At 63.6% G+C, this 14,195-nt stretch carries 19 protein-coding genes; 4 read left to right on the top strand and 15 right to left on the bottom strand.

From position 1 onward, the window contains the following. Window positions 1-12: 12 nt before the first annotated feature. The 4 genes from GRS80_RS19165 to GRS80_RS19150 all read right to left on the bottom strand — a co-directional run bounded on the left by GRS80_RS19165 (window position 13) and on the right by GRS80_RS19150 (window position 2,447). Window positions 13-249, bottom strand: a complete 237-nt coding sequence (locus GRS80_RS19165; protein ID WP_160048929.1) for a hypothetical protein — start codon at window positions 247-249, stop codon at window positions 13-15. A 182-nt stretch (window positions 250-431) separates the two neighbouring features. After that, on the bottom strand, window positions 432-875 hold the full coding sequence (locus GRS80_RS19160; RefSeq protein WP_160048928.1) for a hypothetical protein: 444 nt from the start codon (window positions 873-875) through the stop codon (window positions 432-434). Between the two features lie 3 nt (window positions 876-878). Next, window positions 879-1,409 (bottom strand): hypothetical protein, encoded by a 531-nt coding sequence (locus GRS80_RS19155; protein ID WP_160048927.1) that lies wholly within the window; start codon window positions 1,407-1,409, stop codon window positions 879-881. 180 nt (window positions 1,410-1,589) lie between these two features. Next, a complete protein-coding gene (locus GRS80_RS19150; protein WP_160048926.1) occupies window positions 1,590-2,447 on the bottom strand; it encodes a sulfurtransferase in 858 nt (285 codons plus the stop codon). Window positions 2,448-2,729: 282 nt separating this feature from the next. Between GRS80_RS19150 and GRS80_RS19145 the strand changes: the two genes are divergently transcribed. Together GRS80_RS19145 and GRS80_RS19140 are read left to right on the top strand one after the other, a co-directional pair. Then, window positions 2,730-3,530 carry a sulfurtransferase gene (locus GRS80_RS19145; protein ID WP_160048925.1) on the top strand — a complete coding sequence of 267 codons (801 nt, stop codon included), beginning with the start codon at window positions 2,730-2,732 and terminating at the stop codon, window positions 3,528-3,530. A 223-nt stretch (window positions 3,531-3,753) separates the two neighbouring features. Next, window positions 3,754-4,566, top strand: a complete 813-nt coding sequence (locus tag GRS80_RS19140; RefSeq protein WP_160048924.1) for an aldo/keto reductase — start codon at window positions 3,754-3,756, stop codon at window positions 4,564-4,566. Between the two features lie 54 nt (window positions 4,567-4,620). On the opposite strand, the gene GRS80_RS19135 is transcribed toward GRS80_RS19140, so the two are convergent. The 3 genes from GRS80_RS19135 to GRS80_RS19125 form a co-directional block, all read right to left on the bottom strand. Next, entirely contained in the window at window positions 4,621-5,463 is an 843-nt protein-coding gene (locus tag GRS80_RS19135; RefSeq protein ID WP_160048923.1) for a hypothetical protein, read from the bottom strand. Window positions 5,464-5,536: 73 nt separating this feature from the next. Next, on the bottom strand, window positions 5,537-6,634 hold the full coding sequence (locus GRS80_RS19130; protein WP_160048922.1) for a YihY/virulence factor BrkB family protein: 1,098 nt from the start codon (window positions 6,632-6,634) through the stop codon (window positions 5,537-5,539). A 175-nt stretch (window positions 6,635-6,809) separates the two neighbouring features. Next, window positions 6,810-7,037 carry a hypothetical protein gene (locus GRS80_RS19125; RefSeq protein ID WP_160048921.1) on the bottom strand — a complete coding sequence of 76 codons (228 nt, stop codon included), beginning with the start codon at window positions 7,035-7,037 and terminating at the stop codon, window positions 6,810-6,812. A 140-nt stretch (window positions 7,038-7,177) separates the two neighbouring features. Between GRS80_RS19125 and GRS80_RS19120 the strand changes: the two genes are divergently transcribed. Then, entirely contained in the window at window positions 7,178-8,566 is a 1,389-nt protein-coding gene (locus tag GRS80_RS19120) for a signal recognition particle protein Srp54 (protein WP_160048920.1), read from the top strand. A 142-nt stretch (window positions 8,567-8,708) separates the two neighbouring features. On the opposite strand, the gene GRS80_RS19115 is transcribed toward GRS80_RS19120, so the two are convergent. The 3 genes from GRS80_RS19115 to GRS80_RS19105 all read right to left on the bottom strand — a co-directional run bounded on the left by GRS80_RS19115 (window position 8,709) and on the right by GRS80_RS19105 (window position 10,895). Then, window positions 8,709-9,770, bottom strand: a complete 1,062-nt coding sequence (locus GRS80_RS19115) for a PAS domain-containing sensor histidine kinase (RefSeq protein ID WP_160048919.1) — start codon at window positions 9,768-9,770, stop codon at window positions 8,709-8,711. Window positions 9,771-9,894: 124 nt separating this feature from the next. Further along, window positions 9,895-10,308, bottom strand: a complete 414-nt coding sequence (locus tag GRS80_RS19110) for an RNA-binding domain-containing protein (protein WP_149079565.1) — start codon at window positions 10,306-10,308, stop codon at window positions 9,895-9,897. Continuing rightward, window positions 10,305-10,895, bottom strand: coding sequence for an AAA family ATPase (locus tag GRS80_RS19105; protein WP_160048918.1), 591 nt, complete (start codon window positions 10,893-10,895; stop codon window positions 10,305-10,307). The genes GRS80_RS19110 and GRS80_RS19105 overlap by 4 nt, the downstream gene beginning before the upstream one ends. 200 nt (window positions 10,896-11,095) lie before the next feature. On the opposite strand from GRS80_RS19105, the gene GRS80_RS19100 reads away from it, so the two are divergent. Further along, entirely contained in the window at window positions 11,096-11,236 is a 141-nt protein-coding gene (locus tag GRS80_RS19100; protein WP_160048917.1) for a hypothetical protein, read from the top strand. 61 nt (window positions 11,237-11,297) lie between these two features. On the opposite strand, the gene GRS80_RS19095 is transcribed toward GRS80_RS19100, so the two are convergent. The 5 genes from GRS80_RS19095 to thpR form a co-directional block, all read right to left on the bottom strand. Beyond that, window positions 11,298-12,146 carry a hypothetical protein gene (locus GRS80_RS19095; protein ID WP_160048916.1) on the bottom strand — a complete coding sequence of 283 codons (849 nt, stop codon included), beginning with the start codon at window positions 12,144-12,146 and terminating at the stop codon, window positions 11,298-11,300. A gap of 159 nt (window positions 12,147-12,305) precedes the next feature. Continuing rightward, window positions 12,306-12,971 carry a translation initiation factor IF-6 gene (locus GRS80_RS19090; protein WP_160048915.1) on the bottom strand — a complete coding sequence of 222 codons (666 nt, stop codon included), beginning with the start codon at window positions 12,969-12,971 and terminating at the stop codon, window positions 12,306-12,308. 2 nt (window positions 12,972-12,973) lie between these two features. Further along, window positions 12,974-13,252, bottom strand: coding sequence for a 50S ribosomal protein L31e (locus tag GRS80_RS19085; RefSeq protein WP_160048914.1), 279 nt, complete (start codon window positions 13,250-13,252; stop codon window positions 12,974-12,976). Between the two features lie 2 nt (window positions 13,253-13,254). Continuing rightward, a complete protein-coding gene (locus tag GRS80_RS19080) occupies window positions 13,255-13,407 on the bottom strand; it encodes a 50S ribosomal protein L39e (protein ID WP_149079569.1) in 153 nt (50 codons plus the stop codon). Window positions 13,408-13,485: 78 nt separating this feature from the next. After that, a complete protein-coding gene (gene thpR / locus GRS80_RS19075; protein ID WP_160048913.1) occupies window positions 13,486-14,061 on the bottom strand; it encodes an RNA 2',3'-cyclic phosphodiesterase in 576 nt (191 codons plus the stop codon). Window positions 14,062-14,195 lie beyond the last annotated feature (134 nt).

The raw sequence follows: 14,195 nt of genomic DNA, 5'->3' as shown, positions 1-14,195 counted from the left end.
TCGCCGCTCTCGTCAGTCGAACTTGTCCGTGGTCGACAGCAGGTACGCGATGATGATCCCGCTGATGACGACGCCCAGGATGCTCATCGTGGCCAGATTGATCAGGACGTTGAGCCCGTAGAGGACGAGCGCGCCGGTAAGCGCCCAGGACTCGAGTCGTAGGAGGCCGACGAGGACGATCCTGTGGTGTGCGACGGCGGCGAACCGGAGGACGTGGATGGAGGAATTCCGCTCATTGGCTCGGCACACGAAACATCGACATAGATGTTTTTTTACTGATATCTTTCCGAACACCCGTCGCTTCGCTGGACCGAGATACGTGCGATTCGGTATAGTAGCCACTGCACGTCATTGCACACCTGATCGCCAGACGATCGGCGATCAGTGTGTAAACCGTTGCAGTTGTTACTATACGTATTGACTCACAGTAGCTACTCGTCATCGTGCAACTTCTCGAGCCGGCCGTTCACCCACTCGAGCACGCCGAACAGGGCCTCGAGATGGTGGGTTGCGTCCAGCGACGATGGCTCGATCGGTGACCCTGCGTCGGGCGGTGGGTGGAAGTGTTCCTGTGGCGCGTTCGGCTTCGGGTGGCGATCCCAGCGACACTGCCACGGTTCGGATCGATCGTCGTGGATTTCGAGGTAGTGGACGGTATAGTCGCCGCCGATATACCACCGAATATCGACGCGGACCTCAGTAACGATCTCCGGATACTGCGCGTGATCGATCTCGAGTTCGAGCACGCGCGGCGAGATCGTATCCGGCTGGAACGTCCATCCGGACACGAGCGGATGGGACGTACCACGCCGTGCGAGCACCTCGAGCGTCGGTACGTCGAGCGGTCCGCTGGGTTCCTCCGGTCGGTCCGGCATCGATCAGGCGCGGGCTTGCTCGCCGTTTCGTGACTCTGCTCGCTGTACGGCTCGCTGGAGCAGCGTAATATCGCGCCGAATCGTTCGCCACTCGGACAGGTCGCCCCACCGCTCGTGAAGCGTTTCGTGATCCGTCGCGTCGGCGTCGTCGTCGACGGCCACAGCGTCCGGCTCCGGGACACCGTACTTCTCCTGCAACTCCTGATCGTCCTCGAGTAACTCCTCGAGGCGGGCTCGAAGCTCGCTCACGTCGTGGTCGTCTGCGAGACGTTCGATGCGTTTCCACCTGAAATAGGAGGGGTTGCGCCGGTAGGTCGCAGGACGGGTGTCAGTTCGTGTCGCGATTCCCATCTCCACGAGTTGCTCGAGGGCTTGCCGCGCACCGTTTTCAGAACAGTCTGCCCACTCGGCGAATTGTTGTGCGGCGGCGGAATCGGTGGTCCCGACGAGCATGTCGTACACCCGCTGGAAGGTTGTCCGATCGTTCGACCAGTCCGTCGCCGCGCTCCTGGGCGGCTCGGCGGCGTCGGTCATACTCGACCTATGCACGAGAAGTGCATATATCTTTCTTCGAGTACAGATATCTGTGTTCCAGTAGCGTGCACGCCTCACGTTGGCACCCTCGCAGGCGTCGATTTGGTTGGCCTACAGGTAGCAGCGGATACGGACGGTTTCTCGCCGAAAAATCAAACGATTAGTTCGACTACGTTTCGCTTACTCGCCTTTTTCGATCGGTGCGTTCACGAGGTTACCCCACTCGGTCCAGGAGCCGTCGTAGTTGACGGCGTCCTCGTAGCCGAGCAGTTCGTGCAGGGCGAACCACGCGACCGAGGAGCGCTCGCCGATGCGGCAGTAGGCGACGGTGGTCTCGTCGCCGTCGATGTCCTCCTCGGCGTACAGCTCCTCGAGTTCCTCACGGCTCTTGAAGGAGCCGTCGTCGTTCGTGACGGCGGCCCACGAGATGTTCGTCGCGCCGGGGATGTGGCCGCCGCGCTGGGCGGTCTCCTGCAGTCCCGGTGGCGCGAGGATCTCGCCACTGAACTCCTCGGGCGAGCGGACGTCGACGAGGGGAACGCCGCGTTCGATGGCGTTTTCGACGTCTTCGCGATAGGCGCGGATGCTCTCGCGCGGGCCCGCGGCGTCGTACTCGACGGCCGAGAAGTCGGGCTCCTCGTCGGTCGTCGGGTAGTCGTTCTCGAGCCAGTACTCGCGGCCGCCGTCGAGGAGGTAGACGTCCTCGTGGCCGTAGTATTTCAGCTGCCAGTAGGTGTAGGCGGCGAACCAGTTCGAGTTGTCGCCGTAGAGGACGACGGTGTCGTCCTCGCTGATGCCGTGGCTGCCGAGCAGCTCCTCGAAGTCCTCTTTCGAGAGGACGTCACGGGTGGTCTGGTCCTGGAGCTGGGTCTCCCAGTTGAACCCGACCGCACCGGGGGCGTGTTCTTCGTCGTAGGCTTCCGTGTCGACGTCGACCTCGACCAGCCGGAGGTCGGAATCGTCGCTCTGGAACTCCTCGAGGCGCTGGTCGACCCAGTCGGCGGTGACGAGTACGTCGTTGGCGTATTCTGTTGCCATACTCGAGTCCACGCCCGCCAGGGTCATAGTGGCACTCGAACCGGACAATTCGGTCACAGGTCGACCGTCTCGGTGATGGTTGCCGCTACCTCGAACGACGACCGACTACGGACGTCCCGCAGGTGGCCGTTGCCCCCTGGGCGCGAGCACCCCCGTCGTATGACCCGTGAAACGACCACGGAGTATCGGCTGAATCCGGAAACGATTGCCACGACCTCGGTACCCAGGGGAGACGTGCCGGGAGCAGTGGGTTATCGGTGCTCCGAGGCGTCGATACGACCGATGGACGAATCCGTTGTCGTCTCGCCCGACTGGCTGGCATCGCGACTCGAGGAGCCGACCGTCCGCCCCGTCGACGTTCGCGACCCGTGGGAGTACGAGGGGATCGGCCACGTTCCGGGCGCGATCAACGTCCCGTTCGATAGCTACCGCGACGAGTCGGACGTCGACCGCGGAGCGCTTCCCGGCTCCGATGCGTTCGCCGGTCTGCTCTCGGACGCCGGGATCGAACCGACGGACACGATCGTTGCCTACGACGACACCCACGGCGTCTTCGCCGCCCGGTTCGTCCTCACCGCCCTGGAGTACGGCCACGACGACGTTCGTCTCCTCGACGGCGACTACAGCGCCTGGAACCGCGAGTACGAGACGACGACCGCCGAACCGGAGTTCGAGCCGACGGAGTACGAACCCGCCCCACTCGAGCCCGACGACAGTCCACTCGTCGACCTCGAGGCCGTCGAAGACGCACTCGATCGCGACGCGCTGTTCGTCGACACGCGCGAGGCTCACGAGTTCGAGGAGGCCCGCCTGCCCGGTGCGGTCCGCTTCGACTGGCGCGAGGTCGTCGACGACGAGACGCGACGGCTGCAACCCGAAGACGACCTCGAAGACCTGCTCGCGGAGTACGGGATCACGCCCGACCGCGAGATCGTTCTCTACTGTAACACCGCGCGCCGGATCAGCCACACCTACGTCGTGCTCCGGGCGCTTGGCTACGAGAACGTCGCCTTCTACGAGGGGAGTCTGACGGAGTGGCTGGCGAACGACGGCGAGGTAGCGACGGGTGCTGTCGACTCCTGATACGGTTTACTGTAGATCAGTTCCGGTGAGACCGCGACCCGGATGGCGGTCTCACCGGTCCATCGCGACAGTAATTCGTATGACGAGCGAATCTCTTTCCAACAGTCGAGTAACCCGGTGAAACCTGCAATCTCCGGTAGGCGAGTTACTCTCGAGTCGGTCCGAAAACCCGTCTGTGTCGCGACCGGAAGAACCATTCCAGAGTATCGACAAGGTCGGATTCATGCCTCGAGACTCGTTCCCCCGAATCGGCCTCGGGACGTACTCCGACGACGACCGCGAGCAGTGGACCGACAACGTCAGGACGGCCCTCGAGGTCGGCTACCGACATATCGACACGGCGCAGGTGTACGAAAACGAGGAGTACGTCGGTCAGGGGCTCCGTTCGAGCGACGTCGACCGCGAGGACGTCTTCCTCTCGACGAAGACCGTCCACCACGACGTTCCGCCCGACCCGGAGCAGGTTCCCGAAGCGATCGACGGCTGCCTCGAGCGACTGGGCGTCGACGCCGTCGACCTCTGTTACGTTCACTGGCCGACGGGGATCTACGATCACGAGACGATTCTGTCGGCGTTCGACGATGCCTACGAGGCCGGCAAGATCCGCAACGTCGGCCTCTCGAATTTCACGCCGGAACTGCTCGAGGAGGCCCGCGAGATCCTCGAGGCTCCGATCTTTGCCCACCAGGTCGAGATGCATCCGCTGCTCCCCCAGGAGGAGCTGGTCGCCTACGCCCGCGAGCACGATCACTGGCTCGTCGCCTACTCGCCGCTGGCCCGGGGAGAGGTGTTCGATATCCCCGAAATCCGGGAGGTCGCCGAGAAACACGACGCCTCGCCGGCACAGATCTCGCTCGCGTGGCTGCTCTCGCACGATCCCGTCGCCGTCGTCCCGAAGGCCAGCAGCCGCGAACACATGGAACAGAACCTCGCGGCCCGCGAGATCGACCTCGACGACGACGATCTCGAGCTACTCGACTCGATCGATCGCCGCCGCCGGCTGATCGATCCCGACTACGGTCCGTGGAACCGGTAGCGATCCGACGACACCGCGTTTCTGTCCGTTTCACGCGTTCAAGATGTCCGCGTCTCACTCGCCTTCGTCCACCACGACGACGAGCGTCGGCTCCGACCGGGTCACGTCGCAGTCGTCGACGTCGTCGTCGCGTTCGACCGAAAGCGTCGTCTCGTCGACGTCGTCGTCGAGGAGAACGCGTGCCGTGAGTTCGGCGCTGTGTTCGGCGTTGCCGCCGATCGCGTCCGGATGTCGATAGCTCGAGGGCTCGTATCTGATGGGGACTTCGTCCTCGAGGATGTCATCCGTTCCGGCCATACAGCCGTAGATCGCGGGGTGCTCGAGCGGGCGCGCGAAGACGAATCCGTTGGTGGCGGTAGCCGTCCCGACGGAGACCTCCACAGGGGTTCCGTCCCGGTCCGTCGAGACGTCCTCGGGGGCAGTTACGGTGACGGACTCCTCGAGGCTGGTTTCGTAGGTGACGCCGCCGCCGAGGACGTCAGCGCCGACGAGGACGAGACTGAGACAGAGCAACGCGACGACGACGATGCCGGCGGTACGAACGCTGACCGAAATCCCGCGTTCGCGGACGGCGTAGCCCAGTCCGACGAACAGCGCCGCCGAGGCGGTAAGCGCCAGGAAGATTCCCGTCTCGCCGGGGTCGTACCGGCTGACGACGTACCCGATGAACACCGCGTAGCTGATCGCCGCGAGCGCGAACGACACCACGTCGAGGGCACCTCGGTCGATGGCAACGCCGCCGACGAAGAAGCCGGCGAACAGGGCAAACAGCAGGACGGCTCGTACCGTAATCGAGAGCCCGAACACCACGTCCTGGACGAAATACAGGAGCGCGACGAGCGCGAAGACGACGCCCAGCGCGTACAACAGCTTGCCGCCGTCAAGGTCGAAATTCATGGAGGGGACGTCTAGGCGTTTAATGCGTACCAAATAAACACTTTGTACTACTAACGTGTCTATTTCCTTTATTTCACTTCCGTCGATCGGCGGCCTCTGGATCGGATTCACTGTCCCGCACGTTCCAGTGCAGACCGATACTGACGGTGTCGTCGACGAACGGAATCACCGTCTTCCGTCGGTCGGTATCGATCCGATCCGGCGGGGAGATCCGCACGGACTCCCCATCGACGACGACTTCGACGTCGGTTGCCGTTGGGAGGCGCTCGCGAAGGTCGTCGATCGCCCGGATTGGATCGGCGGGTTCGCCGCTGGTCGTCGGTTCCGCAACGTCTTCCTCGAGCGGGATGCCGCCCAGGACGGGGCGGATCGAGACGTCCTCGCTTCGGTTCGAGAGCACGGCGTTGACGGCTGCGCCGACGAGGATGAGAAGTCCGCTGACGTACAGCCACGTCATCAGGACGATGATCCCGGCGAGCAGGCTGTTCTGGGCGCTCGCCGAACTGTACTGGACGTACAGTTGAAACAGCGACTCCGCGGCGACGAGTCCGACGGCGGTGATGGCGACGCCCGGAAGCGCCTCGATGAGTGCCATATCCTCCTCGTCGGGAAACAGGTAGTACATCGGGACCAGCGCGACGCCGACGGCGACGACGAGGAAGAGCCGCTGTCCGAGCCAGCCCACGGGGCCACCGGAGCGGCCGAACCCACCGGGTGCGACGGATTCGATGGCGACGACGGCGGCGACGACCGCCGTCACCGAGATCAACACGACGACCGCGTCGTGTACCTGGTTGAGCAACGTGTTCCGTGCCTGGGACTCGTAGATGTCCGAGAAGGCCATGTCGAGACTTCTGAATATCCGCAACGCTCCCCAGACGAGAGCGACGATACCCAGCGTCGAGGCGGCGGGCGGCGTCGTCTGGAGTTCCGCGACGAGTACGTCCGCCGCACCGGGAGTCAACGCCGCTCGAGTGATCGAGACCAGTCCATCCTCGAGACTCTGGTTCCCCACGGAGCCGATGACCGCGAGCAACAATAGGAGGAGCGGTAACAGCGAGAGAAAGGCGTTGTAGGCGATGCTCCCGGCCATGAAGGTGACTCGCTCGACTCTGAGTTCGTGGACGATCGCCCGCAACACGGTTTCGACGCGATCACGCTGGACGGTCATGGTTGCTGTGTGTCTCAAGGCGGTATAACCACTCTGGTGGCTGATTGATACGGTCTGCTGTACGTTTTTTCCGGCGCAACTGCTATCCGGGTTGCGGTTTCGCCGGGACATCGGGACAGCAAACCGTCCGAACGGACGGCAGATCGATCGAACCGGTTCGTTGCCAGAACGGCTCTTAGAGCCAGTCGTCGCCCGGATCGTCGTCGGTCGCTTCCAGGTAGGATTCGACTGCCGCGGCGAGATTCGAAAGCGCCTCCTCGGGCGTCTGGCCCTGGCTCGAGACGCCTGTCACCTCGTCGTCGGCGATGTGGAGTCCGTGATCGTTCCGGCGCATCGTAACCTCGGCGTCGGCGAGCGCGTCGTACGCGTCGGGATCGACGTCCGCGTTGGAGTCTGCGGTCATACGACTTCTTTCTCGTCGCCGGGATGAATATCCACCGACAGCGGCCCTGCCGGCGTGGGAGCCGAACGAACGCGACCACCATCTGTCAGCGTCCCGCCCGAGAAAAAGCCTTTAACGATGTCGCCTCCTACGGGTAGCAAATGGTACTCGACGATCTCGGAAGCTCTCTGCGGGGCACCCTCGACAAACTCCGCGGGAAGTCACGACTGAGCGAGGAGGACATCGAGGAGATCGTCAAGGAGATCCAGCGCTCCTTGCTGTCGGCCGACGTCGACGTCTCGCTCGTGATGGAGCTCTCGGACAACATCGAAGCGCGGTCGCTCGAGGAGGAACCGCCCGCCGGAACGCCGGCGCGCGATTTCGTCCTCCGGATCGTCTACGAGGAACTGGTCGACCTCATCGGTGAGTCGACGGAGTTACCACTCGAAGAGCAGACGATCCTCCTTGCAGGCCTCCAGGGATCCGGGAAGACCACCTCCGCCGCGAAGATGGCTTGGTGGTTCTCGACGAAGGGCCTGCGCCCGGCGGTCATCCAGACCGACACGTTCCGTCCCGGTGCCTACGAGCAGGCCCAAGAGATGGCTGGCCGCGCTGAGGTCGACTACTACGGCAACCCGGACAGCGAAGATCCCGTCGAAATCGCTCGGAAGGGACTCGAGGAGACCAGCGAGGCCGACGTCCACATCGTGGACACGGCCGGCCGTCACGCGCTGGAAGACGACTTGATCGACGAGATCGAACAGATCGAAGGCGTCGCCGACCCCGACACCTCCCTGCTCGTACTCGACGCCGCGATCGGACAGGGTGCAAAGGAGCAGGCCCAGCAGTTCGACGAGTCGATCGGCATCGACGGCGTCGTCATCACGAAGTTAGACGGGACGGCGAAAGGTGGTGGTGCGCTGACGGCCGTCGACCAGACCGACTCCTCGATCGCGTTCCTCGGGACCGGCGAGGAGGTCCAGGACGTCGAGCGCTTCGAACCCGACGGCTTCATCTCCCGGCTGCTCGGTATGGGCGACCTCGGTCAACTCGCCGAACGCGTCGAGCGTGCGATGGCCGAGACCGACATCGAAGAGGAAGACTGGGACCCCGAGGACATGCTCCAGGGCCAGTTCACCTTAAACGACATGCAAAAACAGATGGAGGCGATGAACAACATGGGGCCGCTGGATCAGGTGATGGACATGATCCCCGGTTTCGGCGGCGGGATCAAAGACCAGCTTCCCGACGACGCGATGGACGTCACCCAGGAGCGGATGCACACGTTCAGCGTCATCATGGACTCGATGACCGACGCCGAAAAGGAGTACCCCAAGGCCATCGGTGCGAGCCAGATCGAACGCATCGCCCGCGGATCGGGCACCAGCGAGGACGAGGTCCGGGAACTCCTCCAGCAGTACAAGATGATGGAACGGACCATCAAGCAGTTCCAGGGAATGGGCTCGGACCAGGAGATGCAGCGGATGATGCAACAGATGCAACAGCAAGGCGGCGGTGGCGGCGGTATGGGCGGAATGGGCCCGTTCTGACCGTCGGGCCAGTTTTCTTTCGACGGTCACGTCTCGTTGTCCCGACCTGCCGGCGCACCCGCCCCAGGGTCGTGCGTGTGTCGGACCTAGCGGGCAGTGAACCGTCTCAGGTGGCTCCGGACGACGCCTCCTCGAGCCTGCGTTATCCGGTGATTGGTAACTCGACGACGAAAACCGACCCGTCGGGATCGTTGTCTTCGATCCGAACCGTGCCACCGTAGCGGTCCACCAGCGTCTGCACGAGGTACAATCCGATTCCGCTCCCGGCGCTTGCAAGCCCTTTCTCGCCCCTCCCGAAAATCGCCGACTTCTGGGAGTCCGGTACCCCTGGTCCGTTGTCCGCGATCCGGACCGCCACTCGATCCTCGAGCGTTTCCGCGCGCACGGTCACGTTCGGCGTGTCCGTGTCGTTGTGCTGGATCGCATTCTGTAAGAGATTTCGAAACACGGCCTCCAGCAACTCGTCGGCATTGACCTGTACCGCCGGAAGCTCTCCTTCGATCGTCACGTCTGCGTCCGGATATCCCGAACGAGTCTCCGCTACTTGCTGGACGATCGTTCGTGCGAGGGGAACGCGTTGATCGTCGACCTCGGTTTGGAGCATCACCCTCGCCAGATCACGCGCAGTCGTCGTGAGGCCGATCGCGTGTCCGGCCTTTTCCTGTATCGTCGTCAGATCCGGATTCGACTCGTCGCCGAGCTGTTCTCGAAGCGACTCCGCGGCACCGCCGATAACCGCGAGATCGTTTCGAATGTCGTGACGGAGGACTTCGTTGAGCAGTTCGAGATCGTCCCGTTGTCGTTCCAACTCCTCCTCGTACCGCTTGCGTTCGGTGATGTCTCGAGCGATACTCAAGATACGCGTCTCACCGTGGTAGGAGACGAGACTCGAACTGATTTCGACGGGGATGGTCGTCCCGTCGTTGGCTTCGTGGACGGTCTCGAACACCTGGTGCCCGTCAGTGGGCATGTTCTCGATGAGTTCCGTGATCTCGTCTGGCTCCAGTCCGTCGTCGATCTCGTGAATCTGCATCGAGAGCAACGTCTCTCGTGAGTATCCGAGCGTCTGGACGGCCGACTCGTTTACGGCTTCGATTCGTCCATCGGGAGCGAGAACCCACGCCGTGTCGTTCATCGCGTCGATCAGGTCCTGGTACTCGCCGTGGGCTCGGTCACGACCAGGATCCCGTTCGTCGCCGCTCATGTGTTTGATTCTCCCCCCGGCGAACAAACGCTGTCGGCCCCCACCCTCGTTACTGGGTGAGTGGTTACTGGTCCCCCATCACAGTAGACCGTACGAAACGGCGTAATCGACGATACCGCCGCCCTCATCCCTCGAGCGGGCGTCCGTCCTCGGTCGGCGGCGCGACGTGGTCGACGTACTCCTCGAGCGTCGGCTCCTCGACGCGGACGCGAACGCTGATCTCGCCGAGTTCGTCGGGTTCGCCGACCGAGAAGTTGACGCGATCCTCGAAGGCCGCCTGTTTTTTCAACGCGAACGAGAAGACGTTCCCATCGCGATTCGAGAAGAACTCACCGCGGGCGGTGTCGAGGATCTCCTGGCGGTGGAGCAGATCGGAGAAGTGATCCATCGAGTGGGTTTCTGCCCTGATCTCGCCGAAGCTCTCCTCGAGTTCGGCGTTCGGGAAGATATTCGTGATCGCGTCGGCGACGCGGCTTGTGACCTCCGTGTCGTAGACGGGCGCGGTGATCTCGACGTCGACGCGGTAGACGTCCGTCACGGCCGGCGCACCTCCGTGGGTTCGTCGTCGGCGTCGTTCATTGCCCCTTCGCGAATGATCGACCGAATCCGCTCGTGAAACGCCTCGAGCGTGTCGGTGTTCTCGACGACGACATCCGCGCGATCCATCGCGTCGTCCATCCCGAAGCCACGCTCGCGCTCGTCGCGGGCGGCCAGTCCCTCGCCACCGTCGGCTTCACCGGCGTCCCGCCCCCGTGTATCGATACGCTCTCGGCGAACGTCGAAGGGGGCCTCGATGCTGACGAGTGTGAAGGCCTCCTCGAAGCGCTCTTCGAAGGCGTCGACCTCGACGTCCGAGCGAATGCCGTCGACCAGCACCGCCTCGTGGCGCTCGAGGCGATCTTCGATCATCGGAAGCGACCGCTCGGCGATCGCCGCCGGGCCGTTCTCCTCGCGAAGCGCCTGTGCGACGGTGCCGTGGTCTTTCGCGGGATCGAGCCCGCGATCCGCGGTCTCCTGGCGGACGACGTCGCCCATCGTCACCACCGGGATTCCCTCCTCGCGTGCGACGGTGGCGGCCTCGCCCTTCCCGCTTCCGGGCAGACCCACCGTTCCGATGACGTGCATCGACTCCCAATAGCGGTGAGAACTGCTTAAGGACTGTGCCTCGCCGCGGCCGTCGCCACTGTGTTCTGGTGTCCGCCAGAATTTCGATTCCCTCGAGTCGGCCGGAATCGAGTGTTCGATGGCGACTCGAGTCGTCGTCTGTCCCGACGGTCGCTCGCCCACCCCGCGGCGTTTTATCCGTGGACGTGGAGAGATCGAGCGTGAGAACGTCCACGAAAGTCATCGCCGTCGGCATCCTCCTGATCGTCATTCCGATTCCGGTCCTGCCGCCGCTGGTCGGGTCGACGATCGGGGTGGTCCTCGTCCTCGTCGGCCTCTTCCTCCGGTTTCTCGGGGTGTAGGGCGGTCGCCGTCGAGGGTTGGTTCTCGACGACCTCAGCGACTGGCCAGCGTGACTCGAGGCTACAACCGAGCTCCGTCGTCTGCCCGCTCCTGTGGAGCGGGCTCGGGAAGCAATCGCGTGTAGTAGGCGGCGTGGACGCTGTAGAGATACGCCTGTACCAGTCCGCCGACGACGACGGTGAGGCCGATCGCCCCCGCCCGAAGGACCGTCTCGCTCACCTCGAGTTGGAGTCCCGGTTGGGCCACCGCGAACTCGGTTACGTACACCGGCGTGAACATCGCGACGTTCACCGTTCCCCAGAGGAGGGTGTAGCCGACGACGCTCAGCAGGTTCGACCGGACGACGCCGATGCTCCGGCCGAACGAGTCGAACGCGCGCTCACCCTCGACGACGATCGCCGCGTCGAAAAACTGCAGGAACATGAAGACGACGAAAAACACCAGAAAGACCGCGAGCCCGACGAGCGCGAAGATCCCGATTCCGACCGGGAGCCCCGCCCCGGCGTCGAACTCCATGGCGGCGAACCCGATCCCGAACGCGATCGTCGCGATAGCGGACACGAAGAACGCGGCGATAAACAGGGCGATCATCAGCCCGATGAACAGAAGCTGTGCTCCGAGCATCGAGACGTACCGTTGCTTTCCGACCTCGAGGAACCGATCGAGCGTCGTTGCCCCCTCGAGTCCCTCGAGGGCCATCCCGAGGATGCCGGCGAGGAAAAACGGCCAGACGAAAAGCCAGATTCCGAACCCGACCAGACTGAAGAGGGCGATCAGCGCGAACGAGTCAGTGAAATCACCGAGCGACGACGCCTGACTGATCGCCATCATCGCCAACCCGACGGCGAGGATCACTGGATTTCGCTGGAGGACCGATACACCGTCGCGGAACGCGGAGAGTACTGCCATCAGAACTGATTCGGGGCCATAATGTAAATATGTTCAGAAGAATCAAACTCAGTTTTGAGTTACGACGGCCGAATAGAAGTATCGTCGGGAGCTGTCGGACGAGTGAGCCGGTGAATCAGCCCGTACGGCAGTGAAAACGGAGAATCGATGCTCGAGTAGTTACTCGAGATAGCCAAGCGCGTCTTCGATCCGGCCCAGCTCCGGTCCGGTGGTATCCTCGCCGACGACGTAGCCGGATTCGTTGGCGACCAGCCCCGATCCGACGAGGGGCGCGCCGTAGTTGACGGTGCCGACGTCCGCCCGGACGTCGAGTGCCTCCTCGAGGTAATCGAGTTCCTCGTCGGTCGCCTTCGGGTGACAGAGCACGCCCGAGTTCGTCGCGACGGCGGCGGTGCCGACCGTCCGCACGCCGGCGAGGTCGCCACGCTCGACGGGTACGCCGAGGGTGTCCTCGACGATTTTGAGCGTCTCTCGAGGGAGGTCGGGGTGGACGTACGCGCCGTAGTCGTTCGCGAGGACGACGTTACCGGCGGCGTTGATTTTTCCCGGCAGTTCGGCGACGGGCACGTCGAGTTCATCCGCTAACCGTTCGCGCTCGTACTCGAGAACGCGCGAACTGACGAGCAGGCCGTTCTCGTTACCCGTCGCAAGGGCACCGACGGTCGAGGAGCCGCCGATCGTCGTGCGGATCGTGGGCACCTCGAGTTCCTCGGAGAGGGTTTCGGCGATGTCGTCGTCGACGTCGTGTCGAACGAGTACGCACGAGTCGGTCGCGCGGGCGAAGACGCCGACGTACGCCGACCCGGCGAAGGCGAGACGCTGCAAGTTTACTCGGCGACCTCGGCCTCGACGACGGCCTCACCCGCCTCGTCGAAGCGAGCCGCGCGAACGCGGAGCTTCCGTGGCGGGTTCGACCGGCCCTGCGACCAGACTTCCTCGTTGATCGAGGGGTCGAGACGGATCGCGTCCTCGTCGACCGCGAACTGCTTTGCGAGGTGTTCGCGGATCAGACGCATCGCGTAGTCGGCGGCCTCGTGGTTCGGTCCCTTCTTGACGTCGCGCAGTGGAACGGTAACGACTCGTTCCTCGAAATCACTTGCACTCATCGTTACTCGTCAGTGTCGTTGCGCCGCCAGTTGCGTCGCTTCGGGTTTCGGGTGACGTTCATGTCCGTTTTCATCATGACCCAGACCGGAACGCGGCTGTTCTGATTCTCGAGTTTGGCAAGACGCTTTTTCTTGCCCTTCGATTTCTTACCCATAGTAGCCACAGGTAGCCCACGCTGGCTTAAAATCTTGTCCATTGAACGCCACGCCCGGCGGCTTCCGAGTAGCCACCGTTACTCGAGCGGGATCGACTCCACCGTCGAGTACACCGGGCCGTCGTTCGTGAGGGTGCTCTCGGTCAGTCGAACCTCCTCTACCCGCGTCTTGCCGACCGCGAACTCCTCGCCGTCCGCGTCCTCCGACGCTCGGACGACGTCCTGGACCAGCTCTTTCCCGCCGGCGTGTTCCATCCGCGCGAGCGTGACGTGGGGGGTAAACTCGTGGTCCTCCGGATCGAACCCCATCGCCGTCGTCCGATCCTCGATCGACTCGTGGAGCCTCGTGAGCCCCTCGCCGCCGGAGTCGACGCCGAGCCAGACGACGCTGATGTACTCGAGACTCGGAAAGACGCCCAGCCCGCCGTAGCGGACGGTAAAGGGGTCGACGCCGCTGTCGTCGACGGCTTTCTCGAGTTCGTCGGTGAGTGCCGGAAGCCGATCCTCGTCGACCTCGCCGAGGAATTTCAGCGTGACGTGGGCCTGTTCGGGGTCGACGAAATTCAGCCCCGACGCGTCCGCGAACTCGGCCTGGAGGTCGGCGACCGGTTCCGCGAGGTCGTCCGGGAGGTCGACGCTGACGAACAGTCGCATACGGGTGCTCGAACGCGAACGGTATTCAACGCGGCGGTCGACGCCATTGCCTATCGATACGGTCTCTCGTCCGTCAGTTTTGCTGGGACCGCGACCCGCTCTGCGGTCGCATCGGCAGATCGGTACAGCGGTCC

This window comes from Natrialba sp. INN-245, from assembly GCF_009807105.1.
GTDB classification, from domain to species: Archaea; Halobacteriota; Halobacteria; order Halobacteriales; family Natrialbaceae; genus Natrarchaeobius; species Natrarchaeobius swarupiae.
The sequence above is the reverse complement of the archived record's forward strand: the minus strand, read 5'-3'. Positions and strand labels throughout refer to the sequence as shown.

Excerpts from the sequence above, each read along its gene's own strand:
- GRS80_RS19160 (WP_160048928.1), bottom strand. The coding sequence starts at position 875 with ATGCCGGACCGACCGGAGGAACCCAGCGGACCGCTCGACGTACCGACG.
- GRS80_RS19155 (WP_160048927.1), bottom strand. The coding sequence starts at position 1,409 with ATGACCGACGCCGCCGAGCCGCCCAGGAGCGCGGCGACGGACTGGTCG.
- GRS80_RS19150 (WP_160048926.1), bottom strand. The coding sequence starts at position 2,447 with ATGGCAACAGAATACGCCAACGACGTACTCGTCACCGCCGACTGGGTC.
- GRS80_RS19145 (WP_160048925.1), top strand. The coding sequence starts at position 2,730 with ATGGACGAATCCGTTGTCGTCTCGCCCGACTGGCTGGCATCGCGACTC.
- GRS80_RS19140 (WP_160048924.1), top strand. The coding sequence starts at position 3,754 with ATGCCTCGAGACTCGTTCCCCCGAATCGGCCTCGGGACGTACTCCGAC.
- GRS80_RS19135 (WP_160048923.1), bottom strand. The coding sequence starts at position 5,463 with ATGAATTTCGACCTTGACGGCGGCAAGCTGTTGTACGCGCTGGGCGTC.
- GRS80_RS19130 (WP_160048922.1), bottom strand. The coding sequence starts at position 6,634 with ATGACCGTCCAGCGTGATCGCGTCGAAACCGTGTTGCGGGCGATCGTC.
- GRS80_RS19125 (WP_160048921.1), bottom strand. The coding sequence starts at position 7,037 with ATGACCGCAGACTCCAACGCGGACGTCGATCCCGACGCGTACGACGCG.
- GRS80_RS19120 (WP_160048920.1), top strand. The coding sequence starts at position 7,178 with ATGGTACTCGACGATCTCGGAAGCTCTCTGCGGGGCACCCTCGACAAA.
- GRS80_RS19115 (WP_160048919.1), bottom strand. The coding sequence starts at position 9,770 with ATGAGCGGCGACGAACGGGATCCTGGTCGTGACCGAGCCCACGGCGAG.
- GRS80_RS19105 (WP_160048918.1), bottom strand. The coding sequence starts at position 10,895 with ATGCACGTCATCGGAACGGTGGGTCTGCCCGGAAGCGGGAAGGGCGAG.
- GRS80_RS19095 (WP_160048916.1), bottom strand. The coding sequence starts at position 12,146 with ATGGCAGTACTCTCCGCGTTCCGCGACGGTGTATCGGTCCTCCAGCGA.
- GRS80_RS19085 (WP_160048914.1), bottom strand. The coding sequence starts at position 13,252 with ATGAGTGCAAGTGATTTCGAGGAACGAGTCGTTACCGTTCCACTGCGC.
- GRS80_RS19080 (WP_149079569.1), bottom strand. The coding sequence starts at position 13,407 with ATGGGTAAGAAATCGAAGGGCAAGAAAAAGCGTCTTGCCAAACTCGAG.
- thpR (WP_160048913.1), bottom strand. The coding sequence starts at position 14,061 with ATGCGACTGTTCGTCAGCGTCGACCTCCCGGACGACCTCGCGGAACCG.